Source organism: Arthrobacter sp. NPDC058097, from assembly GCF_042884885.1.
Lineage (GTDB): Bacteria > Actinomycetota > Actinomycetes > Actinomycetales > Micrococcaceae > Arthrobacter.
The window spans coordinates 108,181-127,950 of record NZ_JBHVSZ010000001.1 but is presented as its reverse complement, the minus strand read 5'-3'; the positions used below and the strand labels follow the sequence as shown (position 1 = coordinate 127,950).

The following is a 19,770-nucleotide window of genomic DNA, read 5'->3' as shown; positions in this document are numbered from 1 at the left end:
CATTTTTACCCCATTGCCGCAGGTCCGGCCGCCGAGGCGTGAGATCCCGGCGTTGGCGGCGGCCAAAGCGGTGAGATCCCGCCGCTCGATGCGCCGCCCGCGACGGCCGCGCTGCGCCGCCGGGATGGGCCATGCGGGCTGCCTTGGGCCCGCCCGTTAGGACGGACGCCTCGCCGAGATCCAGAGGGGTGCCCGCTGGCCCGGCGCGCCGTCATTGTCCGGGTGTGCAACGTGCAGGGTGCGTCCGAAAGCCTCCTCGGTCAGCGTCACGTCGTGTCCCGCGGCCGTGAGACGGTCCCGCAGCGCCTCAAGGTCCCCGCTGTACTCGAACCCCAGGCCCGCATGCGCAGTGCCCGTGCCCGGCCGCGCCATCAGGACGCCGCCGTTCTTGGCCGTGAAATCGGCGGTTTCGTCGTCGTCCGGGACGGGCCGGAACCGTGCGCCGATGTCCCGCAGTGCCTGGGCGGCGGCCGTCACGTCCTCGCTGAACCAGACCTCCACCACGGCCAGCGCCGGATCCGCATCCGCGCAGTTGGCCCCGTGGGCTGCCTTGTCGGCGAAGAAGCTGAAACCGTCCGCGCCGGTGATCCGGCAGGTGTCGCCGTGGTCCGCCCGGACAAGCTCGGCGGAGGAGGTGTCCGATTCCGCACCGGACTGGTTGGTGCGCCGGGCAAATTCCTCGAGGTCGCCGACCTCCACGCCAAAGTGAGTGACGCCGTCCTCCGCCGCGCCCGGTTCGGCCTGATGCAGCGCCAGCCTGCCCGCTCCGGCGTCGTACTCCCGCCAGGAGCCCTCATCGGTGGACTTGATCATCCCCAGGTCGGTGAGGAGCCGCTCCCAGGGTTCAACCCGGGACGTGAAGTGGATGGGGCGGACACGAAGCATGCTCTCTCCTCGAACTCGAAACACCAGGATCTTCGAAAAAGGCGCCGACATGGCCATGATGCCACGTCTTCAATCGCGCGGCACCGGGTTGAATCCAGTGACACTGAGGGCAGAATAGGCGCATGGCTGTTGAACTCGAGGAACTGCTGGTGCCCGATGCCGCCGCCTGGCGGACGTGGCTGGAGTCCCACCACAGCGACAGCCCCGGCGTGTGGCTGGTGCTGCACAAGAAAGGCGGGAACGTCACCGAACTCGATTACGACGCCGCCCTGGACGAGGCACTTTGCTTCGGCTGGATCGACGGCCAGGTCAGGAAGCGCGACGGCGACAGTTACCTCCAGCGCATGACCCGCCGGGGTGCCAAGAGCCCCTGGTCGGAACGGAACGTGGGCCATGTGGCCCGCCTCGAGGCGGAAGGGAAGATGACCGCTTCCGGAAGGGCCGCCGTCGACGCCGCCAAGGCCGACGGCCGCTGGGAGGCCGCCTATGCGGGACCGGCGACGGCGGAGGTCCCGGCGGACCTTGCTGCCGCCATCGCCGCGGTGCCCGAGGCGCAGGCCATGTTCGATGTCCTCACGTCCGTGAACCGCTTCGCACTGATCTACCGCACCAACTCGGTTAAACAGGCGTCCACCCGGGAGCGGAAGATCGCCGGATTCGTCGAGATGCTGGCGCGCGGCGAGGCGCCGTATCCGCAGAAAAAGCGCCCGGTGCAGAATCCCGCAGGTTGACCGTCAGCCCGCCGGCAGCCCGTCGAGACCGGCTGCCGGGGCATCGACAAAGCCGTTCGCGCTAAAATTGGAGCCAACCCCCAACACGAACGGCGGACATGCAGCGGTATTCCCTACGCACGCTGGGCCCCCGCGGGCGGTGGATCGCCGTGGCGGTGGTCCTGGCCCTGGTGCTGGCCGCGGCGACGGTCATCGGCCTGGCCGGCCGTACAAACGACGGCGGAACGCAGGGCGGCGCCGCACCCCAAATCAGCGGATCCCAAAGCAGCGCACCCCAGGGCAGCGGCACGCAGAGTGGGGCCCCGAAATCGTTCAGCAGGCCGGAGGGCGCCTCACAGTTCCGGCCCTCCTACCACCTCACCCCGGCCAAGGAGTGGATGAACGATCCGCAGCGGCCCTTCCTGCTGGACGGGGTGTGGCACTACTACTACCTCTACAACGCGGACCACCCCGAGGGGAACGGCACCGAGTGGTTCCACGCCACCAGCACGGACCTGGTGCACTGGAAGGACGAAGGCGTTGCCATTGAGAAGTTCAAGAACGGGCTCGGGGACATTGAGACCGGGAGCGCCGTGGTGGACCAGGACAACACGGCCGGCTTCGGCAAGGGCGCGGTCGTCGCCATCCTGACCCAGCAGGACAAGGGCGTGCAGCGGCAGTCGCTGTTCTACTCCACGGACAAGGGCTACACCTTCAAGGCCGCCGACGGGAATCCGGTCATGGACAACCCCGGCGCGCAGCACTGGCGCGACCCCAAGATCATCCGCGACGAGGCCCGCGGGCAGTGGGTCATGGCATTGGCCGAGGGGGAGAAGATCGGCCTGTACACCTCGAAGGACCTCAAGGACTGGCGCTATGCGTCCGGCTTCGAGCGAAAGGGCCTGGGGATCCTCGAATGCCCCGACCTCTTCCAGCTGGACGTCGACGGCGACCCGGCCAAGCGCACGTGGGTCCTGGCGGCCAGCGCGAACGGCACCGCCGAAGGCCGGACCACCGGCGTGGCCTACTGGACCGGTACCTTTGACGGCACCACGTTCACGCCCGCGGATGACAAACACCAGTGGCTCGACGCCGGCGCGGACTTCTATGCCGCCGTCACCTGGGATGACCCCCGGCTCCCGGAAAACGAACGGATGGCATCGCGCCACGCGATCGGCTGGATGAACAACTGGACCTACGCCCGGCAGCTGCCCACCACCGACTGGCAGGGCGGCGCCGACTCGATCGTCCGGGACATCCGGCTGAAAACAGTGCAGGGCCGGCCGACGCTCGTCTCCTCCCCGACGCCGGCCCTGTCGGCGCTTGACGGCGAAGCCAAGACGGCAGACAGCAGGGCGCTCACCCCGGAGGGCGCCGGCGGGCTTCCCCAGCCGTCAGGCGGAGCGTACCGGCTGGATGTGACCCTGGAGCGTTCAGCGAACGACGACGGCACAGAGGCCCTGGTGAAGCTGGGCAACGGCGGGGCGGACTATGCCACGGTGGGTTACAACTTCGAAGCAGGTACGGCGTGGGTGAGCCGGGCGGCAGTGGTTCCCGGCGCGGACGCCCTCGGACCAGTGTTCACGGACCGGAGGAGCGCCCAGAGCCCGCCCCGCAACGGCAGCGCGCCGGGCGGCGGCCAGCAGGGCAGGGGCAGCGTGGAGCTGACCATCTTCGTGGACTATTCCTCGGTGGAGGTCTTCGTGAATGGCGGCGAGCAGACCCTGACGTCCGTGGTGCTGCCGAAGTCCGGACAGCCGTCGGTCAGCGCCGCCACCGCGGGCGGGAAGCTGACACTGAAGTCGTTCAAATACACTCCGCTGGCCACCGTGCTGCCGGCACGCTAAGGCGCAGGCGGGAGAGCCAGCGGACCGTCAGGCGGACTCGATCGCGAACGCCACGGCTTCCCCCACCACCCGCAGGCACAGTTCCGTGCCGGGCTGGGCGATGGACGCGTTCCAGTGCCGGATGGTGATCACTTCCCCGCCGCCGGGATAGCGGTGGTCCGGCATGGCGCCGGCCAGCTTGGGCGGCACGGCGAGCTTGAGCCGCACGGTGGTTTCGGGCCCGAAGTAGTCGGTGTCCACCACCACGCCGCGGATGGGCCCGTCCTCGGCGATCCGGATCTGCTCCGGGCGCAGCATGAGCTGGACGCGGCCCTGCGCGGGCGGACGCCGGACGGGGATCCCGCCCAGCGAGCAGGTCGCCAGCGAACCTTCCATCCACGCATCGAGGATCACGGCGTCGCCCAGGAACTCGGCCGTGGCGCGGTCCGCCGGCCGGGTGTACACCACGAACGGGTTGCCGATCTGCGCCAGCTTGCCGCCCCGCATGACGGCCACCTGGTCCGCGAAGGAGAGCGCCTCGGCCTGGTCGTGGGTCACCAGAATGGTGGTGACGCCGGCCTCGTTGAGCACCTTGGCCACCGCCCGCCGGGTGGCGACCCGCAGCCCGGCGTCCAGGGCGGAGAACGGCTCGTCCAGCAGCATGAGCTCGGGTTCGCGGGCCAGCGCCCGGGCGAGGGCGACGCGCTGCTGCTGTCCGCCGGAGAGCTGGTGGGGCCGGCGCTTGGCCATGGCAGTGTCCAGCGACACCATCTCGAGGAGTTCGCTGACCCGCGCGTTAACGGCTCGCCGGCCGCCGTCGAGCTTTGACGCACTGAGCCCGAACGCGATGTTCTGCCCCACGGTCAGGTGCGGGAACAGGGCGCCGTCCTGGGCAACGTAGCCGACGTGGCGCTTGTGCGCCGGCATCCACACGCCGTGGCCCGCCACCGGGGAGCCGTTCAGCGAGATGGTGCCGGTGCCCGGGTGTTCAAAACCGGCAATCAGCCGGAGCAGGGTGGTCTTGCCGGAACCCGAGGGGCCCACGATCGCGGTGGTGCCGCCCTTCGCCACGGCCAGGTTCACGCCCTTGAGGACTGCCTGCGAGCCGAAGTTCTTGGTGACGGCGTCGATCTGCAGGTGGCTGTTGGTGCTTGGCGCCACGGACGGTGAGATCCGCGGTTCCGGAAGCCTGGACGGGGATTGTTCGGTCACTGTCCCGCTACTTTCTTGGACTGCTGGAAGAGCAAATAGGTCATGGGCGCCGAGATCACGATCATGAGGAGCGCGTACGGCGCCGCGCCGGCGTAGTCGATTTCGCTGCTCTTGCTCCAGAACTCGGTGGCCAGGGTCCGGGTTCCGTTGGGGGAGAGCAGCAGGGTGGCGGTCAGTTCGTTGGCGATGCCGAGGAACACCAGCGCTGCGCCGCCGGCCGCAGCAGGGGCGGTGAGCCGGAGCGTCACCCGGATGAAGGACAGCAGCGGGGGCGTCCCCAGGGCCTGGGCCGCCTCATCAAGTTCCTTGGGCGCCTGGGCCAGCCCGGCACGGATGTTCACCAGCGCGCGCGGCAGGAAGAGGAGGATGTAGGCAGCCACCAGGACGCCCGACGTCTGGTAAATGTTCGGGAGCAGCCGGATGCTGACGGTGACGAAGGCCAGGGCCACCACGATGCCCGGCATGGAGCTGGTGACGTAGTTGGAGAGCTCCAGCGCCTTGCTGAACCAACCGGCGTGCCGGACGGCGAGGTATGCCATGGGGAAGGCGACGACGGTGGTGGCCGCGGCGCCTGCCAGCCCGTACAGCAGGGTCTCCCACAGGGCCGGAACGAATTCGTCGGCGACCCAGATTTCAGTCCCGCCGGCAAAGATCCAGCGCAGCACGAACAGCAGCGGCAGCCCGAAGGCCAGCAGGGTCAGCGCGAGCAGGGCCAGCTGGGCCGGGACCTGGTAGAAGTGCAGGGGCAGCCGCAGGGCCCTGGCCTGGACACCGGATCCCACCCTGGCGTACCGGGCGGTGCCGCGGCTGCGCACCTCGACCAGGAGCAGCAGGAGGCAGAAAAACACCAGCACGCTGGCCAGCATGGTGCCCGCGGTGCCGTTGAAGGTGGACTGGTACTGCACCATGATGGCGGTGGTGAACGTGTCGAAGCGGATCATCGCGAAGGCACCGTACTCGGCCAGCAGGTGCAGTGCCACCAGCAGCGCGCCGCCGGTCATCGCGATCCGCAGCTGCGGCAGGACCACCCGGAAAAACGCCCGCCACGCACCGAGGCCCAGGGAGGCCGCGGACTGCTCGACGGCGGGATCCAGCCGGCTCAGCGTCGCGGCGGCAGGGATGTAGACCAGCGGGAAGTAGGAGAGCGTGGCGATCAGCACGCCGGAAAACAGGCCGTGCAGCGACGGCACCGCGGAAACCCACGCGTAGCTGTTGACGAACGCCGGGATCGCCAGCGGCGCCGCAAGCAGCACGGCCCACACCTTCTTCCCGCGGAGGGTGGTCCGTTCCACGAGCCACGCGCCGCCCACGCCCAGGACGAGGCACAGCGGCACCGTGAGCACAATCAGGAGCACGGTGTTGAGGAGCAGCTCGCCGACGCGCGGGCGCACGATCAGTTCAAGGGCGGTGTCCCAGCCGGTGGCCGCGGTCATCACCGCGACGTAGCCGAGCGGGACGAGGGAAAACAGGGCGATCAGCACCGCCATGACGCCTACTGCGGAAACGCCGAAAGGCGGGCGGGGGCGCTTGCCCCGGCCCGCCGTCGTCGTGCTTTCGGATATCTCCGGCGCCGATACTTGCGTGGTCACAGAATTAGAGCAGTCCTGCCTTGGTCATCAGCTCCGTGACCTTCTCGGAGTTCAGCTTGGCGGGGTCCACGGCGGGAGCGTCAAGTTCCTTGACGGGAACCAGCTTGTCGTTGGCGGCGACGCCCGAAGCGATGGCGTATTCGAAGGACGTGCCCTTCTGCAGGATTTCCTGGCCCTTCTTGCCGGTGATGAACTTCAGGAAGGCCTGGGCCTTGTCAGCGTTCTTCGAGGACTTCAGCACGCCGCCGCCGGAGACGGACAGGAACGCGCCCGGGTCCTGGTTCTTGAAGTAGTACGGCGTGACGTTTTTGGAGTTCTCGCCCGTCTTCGCCTGGTCGCCGTAGTAGTAGTAGTGGTAGATCAGTGCGGCATCAACCTCGCCGGCGTTCACTGCCTTCATGGCGGTGCTGTTGCCCTTGTACGCGGTGAAGTTTTCCTTCATGCCCTTCAGCCATGCTTCGGCAGCGGCTTCGCCCTTGAGCTCAATGAGGGCGGAGACGATGGCCTGGAAGTCGGCGCCGCTCGGGGAGGCTGCCCACTTGCCCTTCCACTCCGGCTTGGCCAGGTCCAGCATGGACTTGGGCAGCTTGTCCTCGGAAATCTTGTTCTTGTCGTACACCAGGACGGTGGAGCGGGCGGCGATGCCGGTCCACTTGTTGGTGCTGGGGCGGAACTCCGCGGGCACCTGGGCCACCGTGTCCTTGTTGACGTCGGCGAAGAGGCCGGCGTTCTCCACCTGCGCCATTGCGGGGGAGTTTTCGGTGAGGAAGACGTCCGCCGGTGACGCCGCGCCTTCCTGGACGATCTGGTTGGACATCTCGGTGTCGTCACCCTGGCGGAGCGTCACCTTGATGCCGGTTTCCGCGGTGAACGCGTCCACCCATTCCTTGGTCAGGCTTTCGTGCTGGGCGTTGTAGACCGTGATCTCGCCCTTGGCGGGGTCGGCCGAGGATGTGGCGGCGGGGGAGTTGCTGGGGCCGCAGGCCGAGAGGCCGAGGGCTGCCGTGGCGGCGATCGCGATGCCTGCCAGCGCGTTGATGCGGATCTTCATCGGGGTGCTTCTTTCTGCAAAAGTCTCGTGGGCCAGGCCCTCTGTGAGCTGGGGAAGTTAGGCGAAGCTCACTCGAAAAACTGTAGGTTAGCCAAACCTAAGCACCAAGCGACAGGGGCATTAAGTGATGAGGATCACATCAATTACGAAACTGTTGCGTGTCCTAATTGCCGGCTCTTCTTGGGCCCGGTTCCAGCGATGCCGCGGCTTCCAGGGCCGTCCAGGCCTGAAGCTGGGTGGAAAGTTCGACGGCGGCACCCCGCGGATAGGTTTCGCCCGCCGGCCGCTTCGGCTCGGAAGAGAAAACCAGGTACCCGGCCCGGCCGTGCCGGGCCAGCGGTTCGCCTGCTGCGATGGGCCGGCGGCCGGCCCAGAGGGCATCTGCCGTGCCTGTGACCAGCCCGGCGGCTGTGGTGCGGACGTCCCCTGGCAGCCGTTGGTCGTTGGCGGCCAGCGCCAGGTAGCGGGTGAGGATCCCCGTAAACAGCCCGCCGTCGCCGGTCCCGTCGCAGCGGAGAACCAGTTCGTTGGCGGGTCCCGCGCTGTGGGCGGCCTCTGTCCCGTTGGCGGTGTCTGCCGTGTTGGCGGCGTCTGTCCGGTTGGCCGCGGCGCCCGGCAGGGTGAGGTGTGTGGCCACCGCGCGCACCACGGTTGAGGCGCGTTCCAGGTTGGCGGTGCCGCCGAGTTCCAGCAGGGCGCCCAGGACCGGCCCCTGGTTGTAGGTGTAGATGGCGTCCTCGAGGACGGTCTCCCCGGTGCTGCGGACCCGGATCCCGTCCTGGTAGAGCCCACGGGCGGGGTCGAACAGCCGCGCATCCAGCCAGTCGAGCAGGGCCTGCGCCCTCGCCGTGTTGCCCGTGCGTGCATAGTAGAGCGCCACGGGGGCTGTTGCCGGCGTGTTCTTGAAGTCCCGCTTGGTGCTCCAGAACGTGCCGCCGCCCAGGTCGTCGGTGGACGCGGAGTCGAACTGCAGTGTCAGGCTCTTGCGGATTCGCTCCTGCCGGCGGGGGCTGGGCCTGCGGCTCTCTTCGGCCAGTCGCTCCAGCCGGAGTGTGGACAGGGCCAGCCACGCCATGTCGTCGTAGTAATGGTTCACGTACGTCAGGAAATTCCGCAGCCGGATGCCGGTGACCAGCCGCGAAGCGAGCTGGCCGGCGCTGGGCCGCGTGTCGCCGTCGAACTTTTCCGGCGGGTTGCCCGCTTTGCCGAGCTCGCGAAGGCCTGTGTCCACGAGGCAGTCGAGGTAATGCGCCTGCCACCAGTAGTGCCACGGGCGGCGGAGGTTTTCGATCCGGCCGGAGGGGCGGGCGGTGGCCGCAATGTGCGTCCCGGGCAGGAAGAACAGCCGCTGGCCGAAGAGGTGCGTCACCGACCGTGCGGCCTCGTCCGCCCGCTCCGCCCAGGCCGTGGCAGGCGCGGGGGCGGCCCCCGGGGTGGCGTCTGCATCTTGCTGGGTCATGCGTCCAGCCTATCGAACCGCTCCCTGCCGCCGTGCGGCGGCAACCGTGCGGCGCGGGTGCATCCGTCGCCCATTTCAGTTAACATTCACTAACTAACGTTCGCGGCCGGGATCCGGACCGCATCGACAGGTTCCGCATCAAGGAGGATGTATGGAAATCGAGGGTTCCGTCGCGCTCATCACGGGCGGTGCATCCGGCCTGGGCGCCGCCACAGCACGGCGGCTGTTCGACGCCGGCGCTTCCGTGGTGCTCGCCGATCTCGCCTCCTCGGCCGGTGCCGCGTATGCCGACGAGCTGAATGCGGCCGGCCCGCGGGGACTTGCGGGCCATTCCTCGGCAGCACCCAAAGCGGTTTTCGTTCCCGCGGACGTGACCAGCGAGGACCAGGTGCAGGCCGCAGTCGACGCCGCCGCCGGGCTGGGACCGCTGCGGATCGTGGTGAACTGCGCAGGCATCGCCACGCCGGGCAAGGTCCTGGGGCGCGACGGCGTGCTGCCGCTGGAAACCTTCCAGCGCGTCATCCAGATCAACCTGGTGGGGACCTTCAACGTTGTCCGGCTGGCAGCGGCCGCGATGGCCGGCACCGAGCCGGCCGTCACCGAACTTGGCGGGGAGGAGCGCGGCGTCATCATCAACACCGCGTCAGTGGCCGCATTTGACGGGCAGATCGGCCAGCCTGCCTACGCCGCATCCAAGGGCGGAGTGGCCGCCATGACGCTGCCGCTGGCCCGCGAACTGGCCCGGTCGCTGATCCGCGTGGTGACGATCGCGCCCGGCATCTTCGAGACGCCGATGATGGCCGGGCTGCCGCAGGAGGCCCAGGAATCGCTGGGCCGGCAGGTGCCCCACCCCTCCCGCCTGGGCCGGCCCGCCGAGTACGCCAACCTCGCCGCGCACATCGTGGAGAACGCGATGCTCAACGGCGAGACCATCCGCCTCGACGGCGCCATCCGGATGGGCCCGAAGTGAGCACCGCCGGACTTGGCGCCACCGCGCCGGTGATGCCCGCCGTCGACACCCTGCCCACCGCCGACTTTTTCGGCTACGAGTCCCTGCTCAGCGCCTCCGAGCAGCGGAAGCTGAACGAGCTGCGGGAGTTCCTCGCCGCGGAGATCGCGCCGTTCGCGGGGGACTGGTGGAACAGGGCCGAATTTCCGGCGCACATCCTCCCCAAGCTGGCAGCGCTGGAGCTGAGCACGCCGGCGCAGCGCGGCTACAGCCACCTGTTCGCCGGGCTGGTGATCGCGGAGATGACGCGCGTGGACACCTCTATCGCCACGTTTTTCCTGGTCCACCACGATCTTTTCGTCGAGTCGCTCTACCGTTTCGGTTCCGAGGACCAGCGCCGGCGGTACCTCGCTGACGCATCGAACCTCAGGACCACCGGAGCGTTTGCCCTGACCGAACCGGACCACGGCTCGGACGTGGCTGGCGGCATGGAGACGCGGGCGCGGCGGATATCCGGCGTTACCGGTGAGGCCGACGGCGGCGGGGACTGCTGGGTGCTGAACGGCGCCAAGCGGTGGATCGGCAACGGGACGTTCTGCGACTACATGCTGGTATGGGCACGGGACGAGGCCAACGGTGCCGTGCGCGGCTTCATCGTTGACGCTTCGCTGCCCGGGGTCAGCCGGAGCCGGATCGAGAACAAAATCGCGCTGCGCACGGTGCAGAACGCGGACATCGTTTTCGAGAATGTGCGCGTTGCCGAGGCCGACCGCTTTGCCGGCATAGGCAGTTTCGAGGACACCAACGAACTGCTCCGCGGGTCACGCATCATGGTGGCGTGGCAGGCGGTGGGGCAGCAGCTGGCCGCGTTCGACGTCGCCCGCCAGTACGCCGTCGAACGCCAGCAGTTCGGCCGTCCGCTGGCGAGGTTCCAGCTCATCCAGCAGCAGCTGGTGTCCATGCTGGGCAACGCCGTAGCGAGCATGGGCATGATGGTCCGGATCGCGCAACTGCAGGAGCAAGGGCAGCTGGAGGATCACGGCGCCGGGATGCCGCAGGTGGCTTTGGCCAAGTCCTATACGTCGGCGAGGATGCGCGAGACGGTGGCGATGGGACGGTCCGTCCTGGGCGGCAACGGCATCGTCACGGACTACCGGATGGCCAAGATTTTCGCCGACGCCGAGGCCATCTACACCTACGAGGGGTCGTACGAGATCAACACGCTGATCGTGGGCCGCGCGGTCACGGGCGTGTCCGCGATCGCCTGACCGGTCCCTCGGGCCCACAGCTCAAAGGCACGTGCTCAGGAGGCGGGCTGCTTTTCCCCGGCCTCGATCCGGGCGTCCAGGCTGTTGTTCCGCACCGGCATGGGGCAGGTGCCGTACGGGGTGAAGGCGCTGGGGTAGTTGATGGCGCGGTTGAAGTCCAGCACCAGTGAGCCGTCCGGCCGGGGGCGTGCTGTGGATACCTTGCGCCACTCGTCGGTCGTATCGCCGTTGGTCTCGTCGTGGAACGTGACGGTCAGCGCGCCGAGCTTCTCCTCCTCGGCCTGGAGCCGGTACTCGTGGTCCTTGCCGGGCAGCCGGAACACCAGTTCGCCGACGCTGCGGTGCACGCCGTCCACCAGCGGGTTGGCGGTGGAAATGGGCACATCGACGGGCTCAGGGTAGGGCTCGAACCTTGCCTCCACCGCAAGGTCGGGCCGGAAATCGAAGGTGGGCACGCCGTCGAACCCGGTGAACACCGGCGATGAGGAATCCCGGGTGCGGATGGCGTACCTGTCGGCGCGCATCGCCAGCTCCACCACCACCTGCCGGCCGTCGGCGCCGCCGAACTGCACCCACATCAGCGACTCCTCGTCCGCGAGCCGTGCGGTGACCGTCCCGTCCACCGGCTCCCCGGTCTCCACGAGCGTCAGCCCGTCGGACGCCGCTGCGGTGAGTGTCGCCGTCGTGCTGTCCGCCGACCACAGCCCGGGGACGAGGTCGACGGCGGCCGGCTCACTGTCCAGCCACTGGAACGAGGTGAGGGTGAGCCAGCCGTGTTCGGCCGCGAGGGCGGTGTTGCGGCCTTTGCGGAAGCGGTGCCAGCGCTCGAGCTGGGCGTCTGCTGTGGTGCTCATGTGTCCTCCAACGGTGCTGCGTGTTGCCGCCGGTGCGTGGCCGGCCATGGGGTCAACTCCGGGCCGGGCCGCTTCATTCCGAAACCCGTCCTGCCACCGTAGCCCTGGTGAAGGGCCCCGTGCCGGCCGATCCGGGGGCCATGTTCCAGGTGCAGCGGCCTAAATACAGCGACCGGCCGCTCCGGTTCAAGGGCCCGACAACATCTGAGACATATTCCCGGGCTGCGCCGGCTGCGGGTAACATCCCATAGGAACAGTAACCCGGCTCACAGTATCCAGCGCAGTGTACGAGCCAAAGTCAAACACTCGAAAGATAGTTTCCATGGCTGACACTGCAATGAATTCCGAAACAGATCTCGCCGCCGAACTCCGCGCGGACGTGCGCCGCGTCTCCACCCTGCTGGGCGAATCCCTCGTCCGCCAGCACGGCCCCGAGCTCCTTGACCTCGTGGAGCAGGTGCGCCTGCTCACTAAGGAATCCAAGGAGGCCGCCCGGGGCGGTGCGGACGCCACCGGCCCGTGGAGCGCGCACGACGTCGTCGCCCAGGTCCGCGAGCTGCTCGCCTCCCTGCCGCTCGAGCAGGCGACCGACCTGGTCCGCGCCTTTGCCTTCTACTTCCACCTCGCCAACGCCGCCGAGCAGGTCCACAGGGTCCGCCGGCTGCGCACCCGGCAGGAGAAGGACGGCTGGCTGGCCAAGGCCGTGGAGGACATCGCGGGCCAGGCCGGACCGGCGGTGCTGCAGGAAGTCGTCAACGAACTCGATGTGCGCCCGATCTTCACCGCGCACCCCACCGAGGCGTCCCGCCGTTCCGTGCTGGACAAGATCCGCAAGCTCTCGGACGTGCTGGCGCAGCCCACCGAGGAAGGCACCACCGCCCGGCGCCGGCAGGACCGCCAGCTGTCCGAGATGATCGACCAGATGTGGCAGACGGACGAGCTGCGCCAGGTCCGGCCCACACCCGTCGACGAGGCCCGCAACGCCATCTACTACCTCAACAGCATCCTGACGGACGCGCTGCCGGAGATGCTCACGGATTTCTCAGAGCTGCTCGGCGAGCACGGCGTTGCGCTGCCGGCCCACAACGCGCCGATCCGCTTCGGTTCCTGGATCGGCGGTGACCGCGACGGCAACCCCAACGTCACCGCGGCCGTGACCCATGAGATCCTGCAGCTGCAGAACCAGAACGCGGTGCGGATCAGCATTGCCATGATCGACGAGCTCATCTCGATCCTGTCCAACTCCACCGCGCTCGCCGGCGCGGACCAGGCGCTCCTTGATTCGATCGACGCCGACCTCGCGAAGCTGCCCGGACTGGACCCCCGCATCCTGGAACTCAATGCCCAGGAGCCCTACCGGCTGAAGCTGACCTGCATCAAGGCCAAGCTCATCAACACCGGCAAGCGGGTGGCCTCCGGCTCCAAGCACCAGCCGGGCCGCGACTACACCTCCACCGAGGACCTGATCGGCGAACTCGAGCTGCTGGAGCTGTCCCTGCGCAACCACTCGGCATCGCTCGCCGCGGACGGCGCGCTGGCACGCGTCCGCCGGGCCATCGCCTCGTTCGGCCTGCACCTGGCCACCCTGGACATCCGCGAGCACGCAGACCACCACCATGACGCCGTCGGGCAGCTCATGGACCGGCTTGGCGGCCCCGGCATCCGCTACGCCGAGCTGACCCGGGGAGAGCGGCTCGAGGTCCTGAGCGCCGAACTTGCCTCCCGCCGGCCGCTGTCCGGCCACCCGATCAGGCTCGACGGCGCCGCTGACGGCACGTACGACGTCTTCCGGGAGGTCCGCCGCGCCCTGCGCACTTACGGCCCGGACGTCATCGAGACCTACATCATCTCCATGACCCGCGGTGCCGACGACGTCCTGGCCGCCGCGGTCCTGGCGCGCGAGGCCGGCCTGGTCAGCCTCTTCGGCGAGGCCCCGTACGCCAAGATCGGCTTCGCGCCGCTGCTGGAAACCGTCGAGGAGCTGCGCGCCTCGGCCGAGATCGTGGACCAGCTGCTGTCCGATCCTTCCTACCGCGAGCTGGTCCGGCTGCGCGGGGACGTCCAGGAAGTCATGCTCGGCTACTCGGACTCCAACAAGGAATCCGGCGTGATGACCAGCCAGTGGGAAATTCACAAGACCCAGCGCAAGCTGCGCGACATCGCCACCAAGCACGGCGTCCGCGTGCGTCTGTTCCACGGCCGCGGCGGTTCCGTGGGCCGCGGCGGCGGGCCCACCTACGACGCCATCATGGCGCAGCCGAACGGCGTCCTCGAGGGCGAAATCAAGTTCACCGAACAGGGCGAGGTCATCTCGGACAAGTACTCCCTGCCGGAACTTGCCCGGGAAAACCTGGAGCTGTCGCTCGCCGCCGTGCTGCAGGGGTCTGCCCTGCACCGCACGCCGCGCACCTCGGACGACCAGCGTGAGCGGTTCGGGCACGTCATGGAGACCATCTCCGACGCCGCGTTTGCCCGCTACCGCAGCCTCATCGACCACCCGGACCTGCCGGCGTACTTCCTTGCCTCGACGCCGGTGGAGCAGCTTGGTTCACTGAACATCGGATCCCGCCCGTCCAAGCGCCCGGACTCCGGTGCCGGGCTGGGCGGCCTGCGCGCCATCCCGTGGGTGTTCGGCTGGACCCAGTCGCGGCAGATCGTGCCGGGCTGGTTCGGCGTCGGCTCCGGGCTGAAGGCCGCAAGGGAAGCCGGGAACTCCGCCCAGCTTGTGGAGATGATGCACGGCTGGCACTTCTTCCGCTCGGTGCTGTCCAACGTGGAGATGACCCTGGCCAAGACGGACATGGAGATTGCCGGGTACTACGTTGACACCCTGGTCCCCGAGGAGCTGCACCACCTCTTCCGCGCTATACGCGACGAGTACGAGCTCACCGTCTCCGAAATCCAGAACCTCACCGGCGAGAACGTGCTCCTGGACGCCCAGCCCACGCTCAAGCGGTCCCTGGAAATCCGTGACCAGTACCTCGATCCGATCAGCTACCTCCAGGTGGAACTGCTCCGCCGCGTGCGAGCCGAGGGTGCCAGCATTTCCGGCGGCGAGATCGACGAGCGACTGCAGCGGGCCATGCTCATCACCGTCAACGGCGTGGCAGCAGGCCTCCGCAACACCGGATAGTCCGCGGACGCGTCCTCACTTTTGGTCGTGTTTTTCCGGACGCGTCCTCACCTTTCGTCGGGTTTGCCGCAACGCTTCCTCATCCGCTGAGGGAGCGCCGGGGGTTAAGCGACGGGATGTGAGGAAGCGTCAGTTGCCGTAGTGCACCACGATGGTCCGGCGGGGCGTCGTGCTGGGGACACCGTCGCCGTCGTCGGAGTAGGCCACGGTGCTGACGCGCACGCCGTAGAGGGCTGACAGCTGGGCGTCGGTCAGGAGTTCCGCGGCCGGGCCGGTCCGCACGCCGCCCGAGCCCAGCAGGACCACGCGGTCGGCCAGGTGCAGGGCGTGGTCGGGATGGTGGGTGCTCAGGAGCAGAGCCATGCCGTCGGCCATCAGTTCGCGCAGCAGCGTTAGGACGCGGGCTTGGTTCTTGAGGTCGAGGCCGGTGGCGGGCTCGTCCAGCACCAGGATGGGCGAGCCGGCGGCAATGGCCCGGGCTATCAGGACCAGCTGCTGCTCGCCGCCGCTCAGCGTGGGGAAACGCCGGTCCCGCAGCCCGGCCGCACCCACCCGCTCCATTGCCTCCAGCGCTGCCTCGTGGTCGGACGGCCCGGGTGTCCGGAACACGCCAACGTGCCGTGCCCGCCCCATTAGGACCATGTCCAGCGCGCGGTAGGCAAAGGCGCTGCCGTGCGCCTGTGGCACATAGCCGGCGCTTTCGCTCCGCCGGACGGTTCCCTCCCGCGGGTCCAGCAACCCGGCGGCGCAGCGCACCAGCGTCGTCTTGCCGCTGCCGTTGGGGCCCAGGACGGCGGTGGCTGTCCCTGGCAGCACGCGGAAACTGACGCCGCGGAACACCCAGTCCCGGGACGCATAGCCGAAGCCCACGCTGTCGAGTTCAAGCACTGTCCCAGACCTTCTCGCGGTTCCGGCGCAGGAGCAGGAAGAACACGGGCGCGCCGATCAGGGCCGTGAGGACGCCGAGCGGGATCTCCCCGGCCGTGGCCGTCCTGGCGATGGTGTCCACCAGGACGATGTAGGCGCCGCCAAGCAGGAAGGACACGGGCAGGAGGACCCGGTGGTCCGGGCCCACCCACATCCGGGCGAGGTGCGGGATCACCAGGCCCACCCAGCTGACGGCGCCGCTGACGGCCACCGCCCCGGCCACGATCAGGGCCACTGCCGCCAGCACTACCCAGCGGAGCGGTCGGGGGCGCACACCAAGCGACGCAGCGTCCTCGTCGCCGAGGGACAGCACGTTGATCCGCCAGCGCAGGGCCACGAGGACGGCGGCCCCGCCGAGGACAGGGATCATGGCCACGGTGACTTTGGCGAAGGTGGCAGTGGACACGCTGCCCAGCAGCCAGAAGACGATCGCGGGCAGTGTGGTGTTGGGGTCCGCAAGGTAGGTCACCAGTGCCACCAGGGCCGAAAAGAAGGACCCGGTGACCACACCGCCGAGCACGATCATGAGCATCGGCGTCCCCGCGCGGCCCGAGGTGATCAGGAACAGGGTCCCAAGGGCCAGCAACCCGCAGGCAAACGACCCGCCCACCAGCAGGAACGGACCCAGGCCGAGCAGCAGCGCCAGAGCGCCGCCAAAGGACGCACCGGCGGACACCCCCATGATCTCCGGGCTGACCAGGGGGTTGCGGAAAATGGCCTGCAGCGCGGCGCCGCCGATCGCCAGGCCACCGCCCACCAGCAAGGCGAGCAGCACCCGGGGCAGCCGGACCAGCAGCACCACATTCTGCTCGGTGCCGCTGGCCTGAACCGGAACCGGCGCGAGTTGCCCGGCCAGGATCTGGACCACGTGGTCCGGCGGCACGCTGTACCGCCCCACCGCCAGTGCCAGCACAGCGACGGCGGCAAGGAAGCAGGCAGCTAAGGCGACGGGGACGACGACGGCGGCTTCCCGCCGTCGTTCTCCCACCGCCCGTTGCCCGGCATCTTGTTTTACAGTGCCGTCCGGAACAGAAAAAGGACCCGCCCGCGGCAGTGCCGGCTGCGCCGGCCGCGGCCGTCTTCGCATGCGCGGGGAACCGGCCTCATCAAGCATTGAACTGCCGGTAGTCGGCGGACTGCCCGTTCTCCGCGGTCCGGAGGATCTTGTCCAATTCAGCCTTCGTGAGCTCGTGGTTGTAGAGGAACCTGAAGTATTCGGAGGCTTTGTCCCGAACCGTCGATTTCTGCTGCGGGAAGGCGATGTCGCCGAGCCAGTGCCACATCAGCGGAGACTCCTGCCCGGGCGGATCCCAGCGGTAGCCGCCCAGCGGGACCTTGTACACGCGCTTCGACTGGACCGCGGACACGTTCTGCCACAACTGGTCCGAGTAGATGTCCTGCGGCATGGCTGCGTCGAAGTTGCCCAGCAGGATGACCTCCGGGTCCCAGCGCAGCACCTGCTCGATGTCCACGCCCACCATGCCGGAACCGGTGAGCGGGTCCTTGCCGGTTGGCGGGTTGGAGCCACCCACCAGCTTGATGTAGAAGTCGTTGTAGCTGTTTGCGCCGGCAACCTTGAGCCCACCCGTGAAACGGTTGAAGTACAGGATGCTCGGGCCCTTGGACCCGCGCCCGGCGGCCAGGGACCTGACCTCGGCGAGCTCGCGGTCGCTGCGGGTCTTGAGCTGGGTGGCACGGTCGGGCTTGCCGAGCATGGTGGCGAACATGCTGACCCAGGCGTCCACATCCTCCTGGGCTCCCGAGTTCTTCAGCCCCAGCACCTGAAGTCCCGCCTTTTCCAAGGGTTCGATGAGCTGCGCGTCCGACCATTGGACCACCACGTCCGGGTTGAGGGCCCGGATGCTCTCAACGTTGGCGGTGAAGTCCTGGGTGGCGATGTCGTGCGGGAGGTCCAGGGCGGCGGGAAACATCGAGCCCATGATGCCGTCGCGCATGGCCACCCAGGAGGCGTTGTGCATGGCTGCGAGATGGTCGGCGCCGCGGTCGACGGCCACCAGCAGGGACGCCGACGGCATCGGGATGGTCACCACTCTGGCCACCGGGCGGGCGAAGGACAGGGTTTTGCCGCGCTGGTCCGTGAGGCTGATGCTGTTGGTGCTGCCCGTCGGGGACGACGGCGGTGCGGTGCCGGATGCACCGCATCCGGCCACCAGGGCGGCGGAGCCGCCTGCAATAAGCACCTGGAGGGCGGCGCGGCGGTTCAGGTCTGCAGCTGTCATCGTTGACTCCCTGCGAGTGGGTCCTCACAGCATCCGCTTCGGCGGCAGGGCTGTCAACGCCTTCGCTGGCGCTCCAGGGATTGCCGGCTGAGTTCCGGGAATTGCCGACGGCGGGCCGTCCCTTGTCGGCGTCATGGGCCGGTGCTACTTTCAGAAGACGCTCGCAGAAGGTGGCCACGGGATGGTTATCGATGGTGCCCAGTTGTTCGTCCGCTATGCCTATCCGCCCAATTCACGCGGGAGCTGCGGGCCGCCGGACAGTGACGCCCTGCTGCACTACGGGCAGTCCGGCGTCACGGACCAGGGGCTCCGCGAACTGGCCAAGGGCTTTGCCGGGGCGTGGCCATACCTCGAACTGATCGCCGGGTCGCACGGCATTGCCGATCCGCTCGATGCCCGCGTGGTGGAGGCTTACTGGGTGGGCAACAGCCTGCTGGATTCCGTCGGTATCACGAATATCGGAAATTCCATGGAGGACCGCTTCCGGGCGCGCACCGGACGGCAGTTCCCGCATCTGGTGGAAGGCGTGCTGGCGGGCGGGGTCCCGCACCACAGTTTCCACGTGTTCGAGATCTACCCATGGCTGGGCCTGCTGCGCGACGAACGACGGCACGCCACCGCGCTGAACGTGCTGGACAGATGCCGGATCCGCTGGGGACAGGTGCTCGCAATCACGGGGGACGACGCCGTCGTGCGCTCGCGGCCGCTGGTGTGGGACGGCACGGCCCTGGACATCGGGGAGCCCGTAGTGGAATCCGCCAAGTTCGCCGTGAACGGGACCGGGTTCGTGGCCGGGCTGGCCGTGGGCGACGTCGTCTCGCTGCACTGGGACTGGGTGTGCGACCGGCTCTCGGCCCACCAGCTGCAGCAGCTGAAGCACTATACGGCCCGGCACCTGCGGATTGCCAATACCGGCGTGGAGCACCGCGGCGCGGCCATTGCACTCGAGCGCTAGCGCCGAACTCCAACCCCGGCCCAGGGCGGGGCCAGGGTCCAGGGCGACTGCAGGCTACGGTGACTGCAGCCTAGGGCGACTGTGGCGCCGCGCCGTCGGGATGCTCGGGGCTCTTGACGGCGGTGGCATCGCGGGCGGAGGACTCGCCGGTTGGCCGGCCCGCAGGGGACTCGTCGGTTCCCGTGTGCTCGCGCCCAGGCTCGGTGCCCTCCTCCTTGATAACGTCCTCACCGCGGCGCGTGGTGCTGACGCCGACGTCGGCCGGAGCCGGTGCCGCGTCCTCCGGGGTCTCGTCCGCTCCGGGCTGGGCGGGTTCCTTCAGCGGCGGTTCGCTGCCGAACGCCCGCGCCGTACCGGGCGCTGTACCCGAAGAGGTGCCCTGTTCCTTGTCAGCGGGATCAGGCTGGTTCGTGGGTGACATGCTGCTCTCCTTGTGGTGGTTGTGGCGGCTGGGGTCCGGTCGGGGTGTCCGCCGGGCGGCCCATCAGTTCCAGCCCGTCCATGGCCTGTTCCGCGCCCGCGGCGTCCACGCGTTCCAGCGCGAAGCCCATGTGGATGAGGACCCAGGTGCCGGGTTGCAAGGGGCCCTCGTCCAGCAGCCCGATGTTGATCTTCCGCTGCACTCCCGCCACATCGACCAAGGCGAGCTGGCCGCCATAGCCCTCGAGGAGTTCAACGACCCTGCCGGGAATTCCGAGGCACATGTACGGAC

At 68.6% G+C, this 19,770-nt stretch carries 17 protein-coding genes; 6 read left to right on the top strand and 11 right to left on the bottom strand.

Features of this window, described 5'->3' with window-relative positions:
• Window positions 1–156: 156 nt before the first annotated feature.
• The gene (locus ACFVTE_RS00600; RefSeq protein WP_387095415.1) at window positions 157–885 is read right to left on the bottom strand and encodes a VOC family protein; all 729 of its coding nucleotides are present in this window, start codon (window positions 883–885) and stop codon (window positions 157–159) included.
• 122 nt (window positions 886–1,007) lie between these two features.
• On the opposite strand from ACFVTE_RS00600, the gene ACFVTE_RS00595 reads away from it, so the two are divergent.
• Together ACFVTE_RS00595 and ACFVTE_RS00590 are read left to right on the top strand one after the other, a co-directional pair.
• Window positions 1,008–1,616: a YdeI family protein gene (locus tag ACFVTE_RS00595; RefSeq protein WP_387095412.1), complete on the top strand. Its 609-nt coding sequence runs from the start codon at window positions 1,008–1,010 to the stop codon at window positions 1,614–1,616.
• A 98-nt stretch (window positions 1,617–1,714) separates the two neighbouring features.
• Window positions 1,715–3,442 (top strand): glycoside hydrolase family 32 protein, encoded by a 1,728-nt coding sequence (locus ACFVTE_RS00590; RefSeq protein WP_387095409.1) that lies wholly within the window; start codon window positions 1,715–1,717, stop codon window positions 3,440–3,442.
• Between the two features lie 27 nt (window positions 3,443–3,469).
• On the opposite strand, the gene ACFVTE_RS00585 is transcribed toward ACFVTE_RS00590, so the two are convergent.
• From ACFVTE_RS00585 to ACFVTE_RS00570, 4 genes are all read right to left on the bottom strand, one after another.
• Complete coding sequence (locus ACFVTE_RS00585) at window positions 3,470–4,633, bottom strand: ABC transporter ATP-binding protein (RefSeq protein ID WP_387095406.1); 1,164 nt, start codon at window positions 4,631–4,633, stop codon at window positions 3,470–3,472.
• Window positions 4,630–6,222, bottom strand: a complete 1,593-nt coding sequence (locus ACFVTE_RS00580; protein WP_387095403.1) for an ABC transporter permease — start codon at window positions 6,220–6,222, stop codon at window positions 4,630–4,632. The genes ACFVTE_RS00585 and ACFVTE_RS00580 overlap by 4 nt, the downstream gene beginning before the upstream one ends.
• Before the next feature lie 4 nt (window positions 6,223–6,226).
• Window positions 6,227–7,273, bottom strand: a complete 1,047-nt coding sequence (locus tag ACFVTE_RS00575; RefSeq protein WP_387095400.1) for an iron ABC transporter substrate-binding protein — start codon at window positions 7,271–7,273, stop codon at window positions 6,227–6,229.
• Window positions 7,274–7,436: 163 nt separating this feature from the next.
• The gene (locus tag ACFVTE_RS00570; RefSeq protein WP_387095397.1) at window positions 7,437–8,732 is read right to left on the bottom strand and encodes a glycoside hydrolase family 76 protein; all 1,296 of its coding nucleotides are present in this window, start codon (window positions 8,730–8,732) and stop codon (window positions 7,437–7,439) included.
• A gap of 151 nt (window positions 8,733–8,883) precedes the next feature.
• Here ACFVTE_RS00570 and ACFVTE_RS00565 point away from each other — a divergent pair, with 151 nt between their 5' ends.
• Both ACFVTE_RS00565 and ACFVTE_RS00560 read left to right on the top strand, forming a co-directional pair.
• Window positions 8,884–9,702, top strand: a complete 819-nt coding sequence (locus ACFVTE_RS00565) for an SDR family NAD(P)-dependent oxidoreductase (protein WP_387095394.1) — start codon at window positions 8,884–8,886, stop codon at window positions 9,700–9,702.
• Between the two features lie 32 nt (window positions 9,703–9,734).
• Window positions 9,735–10,949 (top strand): acyl-CoA dehydrogenase family protein, encoded by a 1,215-nt coding sequence (locus ACFVTE_RS00560; RefSeq protein ID WP_387097088.1) that lies wholly within the window; start codon window positions 9,735–9,737, stop codon window positions 10,947–10,949.
• A 35-nt stretch (window positions 10,950–10,984) separates the two neighbouring features.
• Here ACFVTE_RS00560 and ACFVTE_RS00555 read toward each other — a convergent pair whose 3' ends face one another.
• Window positions 10,985–11,803 carry a DUF1684 domain-containing protein gene (locus tag ACFVTE_RS00555; protein ID WP_387095391.1) on the bottom strand — a complete coding sequence of 273 codons (819 nt, stop codon included), beginning with the start codon at window positions 11,801–11,803 and terminating at the stop codon, window positions 10,985–10,987.
• 322 nt (window positions 11,804–12,125) lie between these two features.
• On the opposite strand from ACFVTE_RS00555, the gene ppc reads away from it, so the two are divergent.
• A complete protein-coding gene (gene ppc, locus ACFVTE_RS00550) occupies window positions 12,126–14,936 on the top strand; it encodes a phosphoenolpyruvate carboxylase (RefSeq protein WP_387095388.1) in 2,811 nt (936 codons plus the stop codon).
• Window positions 14,937–15,065: 129 nt separating this feature from the next.
• Here ppc and ACFVTE_RS00545 read toward each other — a convergent pair whose 3' ends face one another.
• The 3 genes from ACFVTE_RS00545 to ACFVTE_RS00535 form a co-directional block, all read right to left on the bottom strand.
• Window positions 15,066–15,824 (bottom strand): ABC transporter ATP-binding protein, encoded by a 759-nt coding sequence (locus tag ACFVTE_RS00545; RefSeq protein WP_387095385.1) that lies wholly within the window; start codon window positions 15,822–15,824, stop codon window positions 15,066–15,068.
• Window positions 15,817–16,851, bottom strand: a complete 1,035-nt coding sequence (locus ACFVTE_RS00540) for a FecCD family ABC transporter permease (RefSeq protein WP_387095382.1) — start codon at window positions 16,849–16,851, stop codon at window positions 15,817–15,819. Before ACFVTE_RS00540 ends, ACFVTE_RS00545 begins: the two co-directional genes overlap by 8 nt.
• A gap of 118 nt (window positions 16,852–16,969) precedes the next feature.
• Complete coding sequence (locus tag ACFVTE_RS00535; RefSeq protein WP_387095379.1) at window positions 16,970–18,103, bottom strand: ABC transporter substrate-binding protein; 1,134 nt, start codon at window positions 18,101–18,103, stop codon at window positions 16,970–16,972.
• A 181-nt stretch (window positions 18,104–18,284) separates the two neighbouring features.
• Here ACFVTE_RS00535 and ACFVTE_RS00530 point away from each other — a divergent pair, with 181 nt between their 5' ends.
• Window positions 18,285–19,058 carry a DUF6390 family protein gene (locus ACFVTE_RS00530; protein ID WP_387095377.1) on the top strand — a complete coding sequence of 258 codons (774 nt, stop codon included), beginning with the start codon at window positions 18,285–18,287 and terminating at the stop codon, window positions 19,056–19,058.
• Between the two features lie 70 nt (window positions 19,059–19,128).
• On the opposite strand, the gene ACFVTE_RS00525 is transcribed toward ACFVTE_RS00530, so the two are convergent.
• Window positions 19,129–19,479 carry a hypothetical protein gene (locus ACFVTE_RS00525; RefSeq protein ID WP_387095374.1) on the bottom strand — a complete coding sequence of 117 codons (351 nt, stop codon included), beginning with the start codon at window positions 19,477–19,479 and terminating at the stop codon, window positions 19,129–19,131.
• Window positions 19,457–19,762: a HypC/HybG/HupF family hydrogenase formation chaperone gene (locus ACFVTE_RS00520; protein ID WP_387095371.1), complete on the bottom strand. Its 306-nt coding sequence runs from the start codon at window positions 19,760–19,762 to the stop codon at window positions 19,457–19,459. The genes ACFVTE_RS00525 and ACFVTE_RS00520 overlap by 23 nt, the downstream gene beginning before the upstream one ends.
• Window positions 19,763–19,770: the final 8 nt, after the last annotated feature.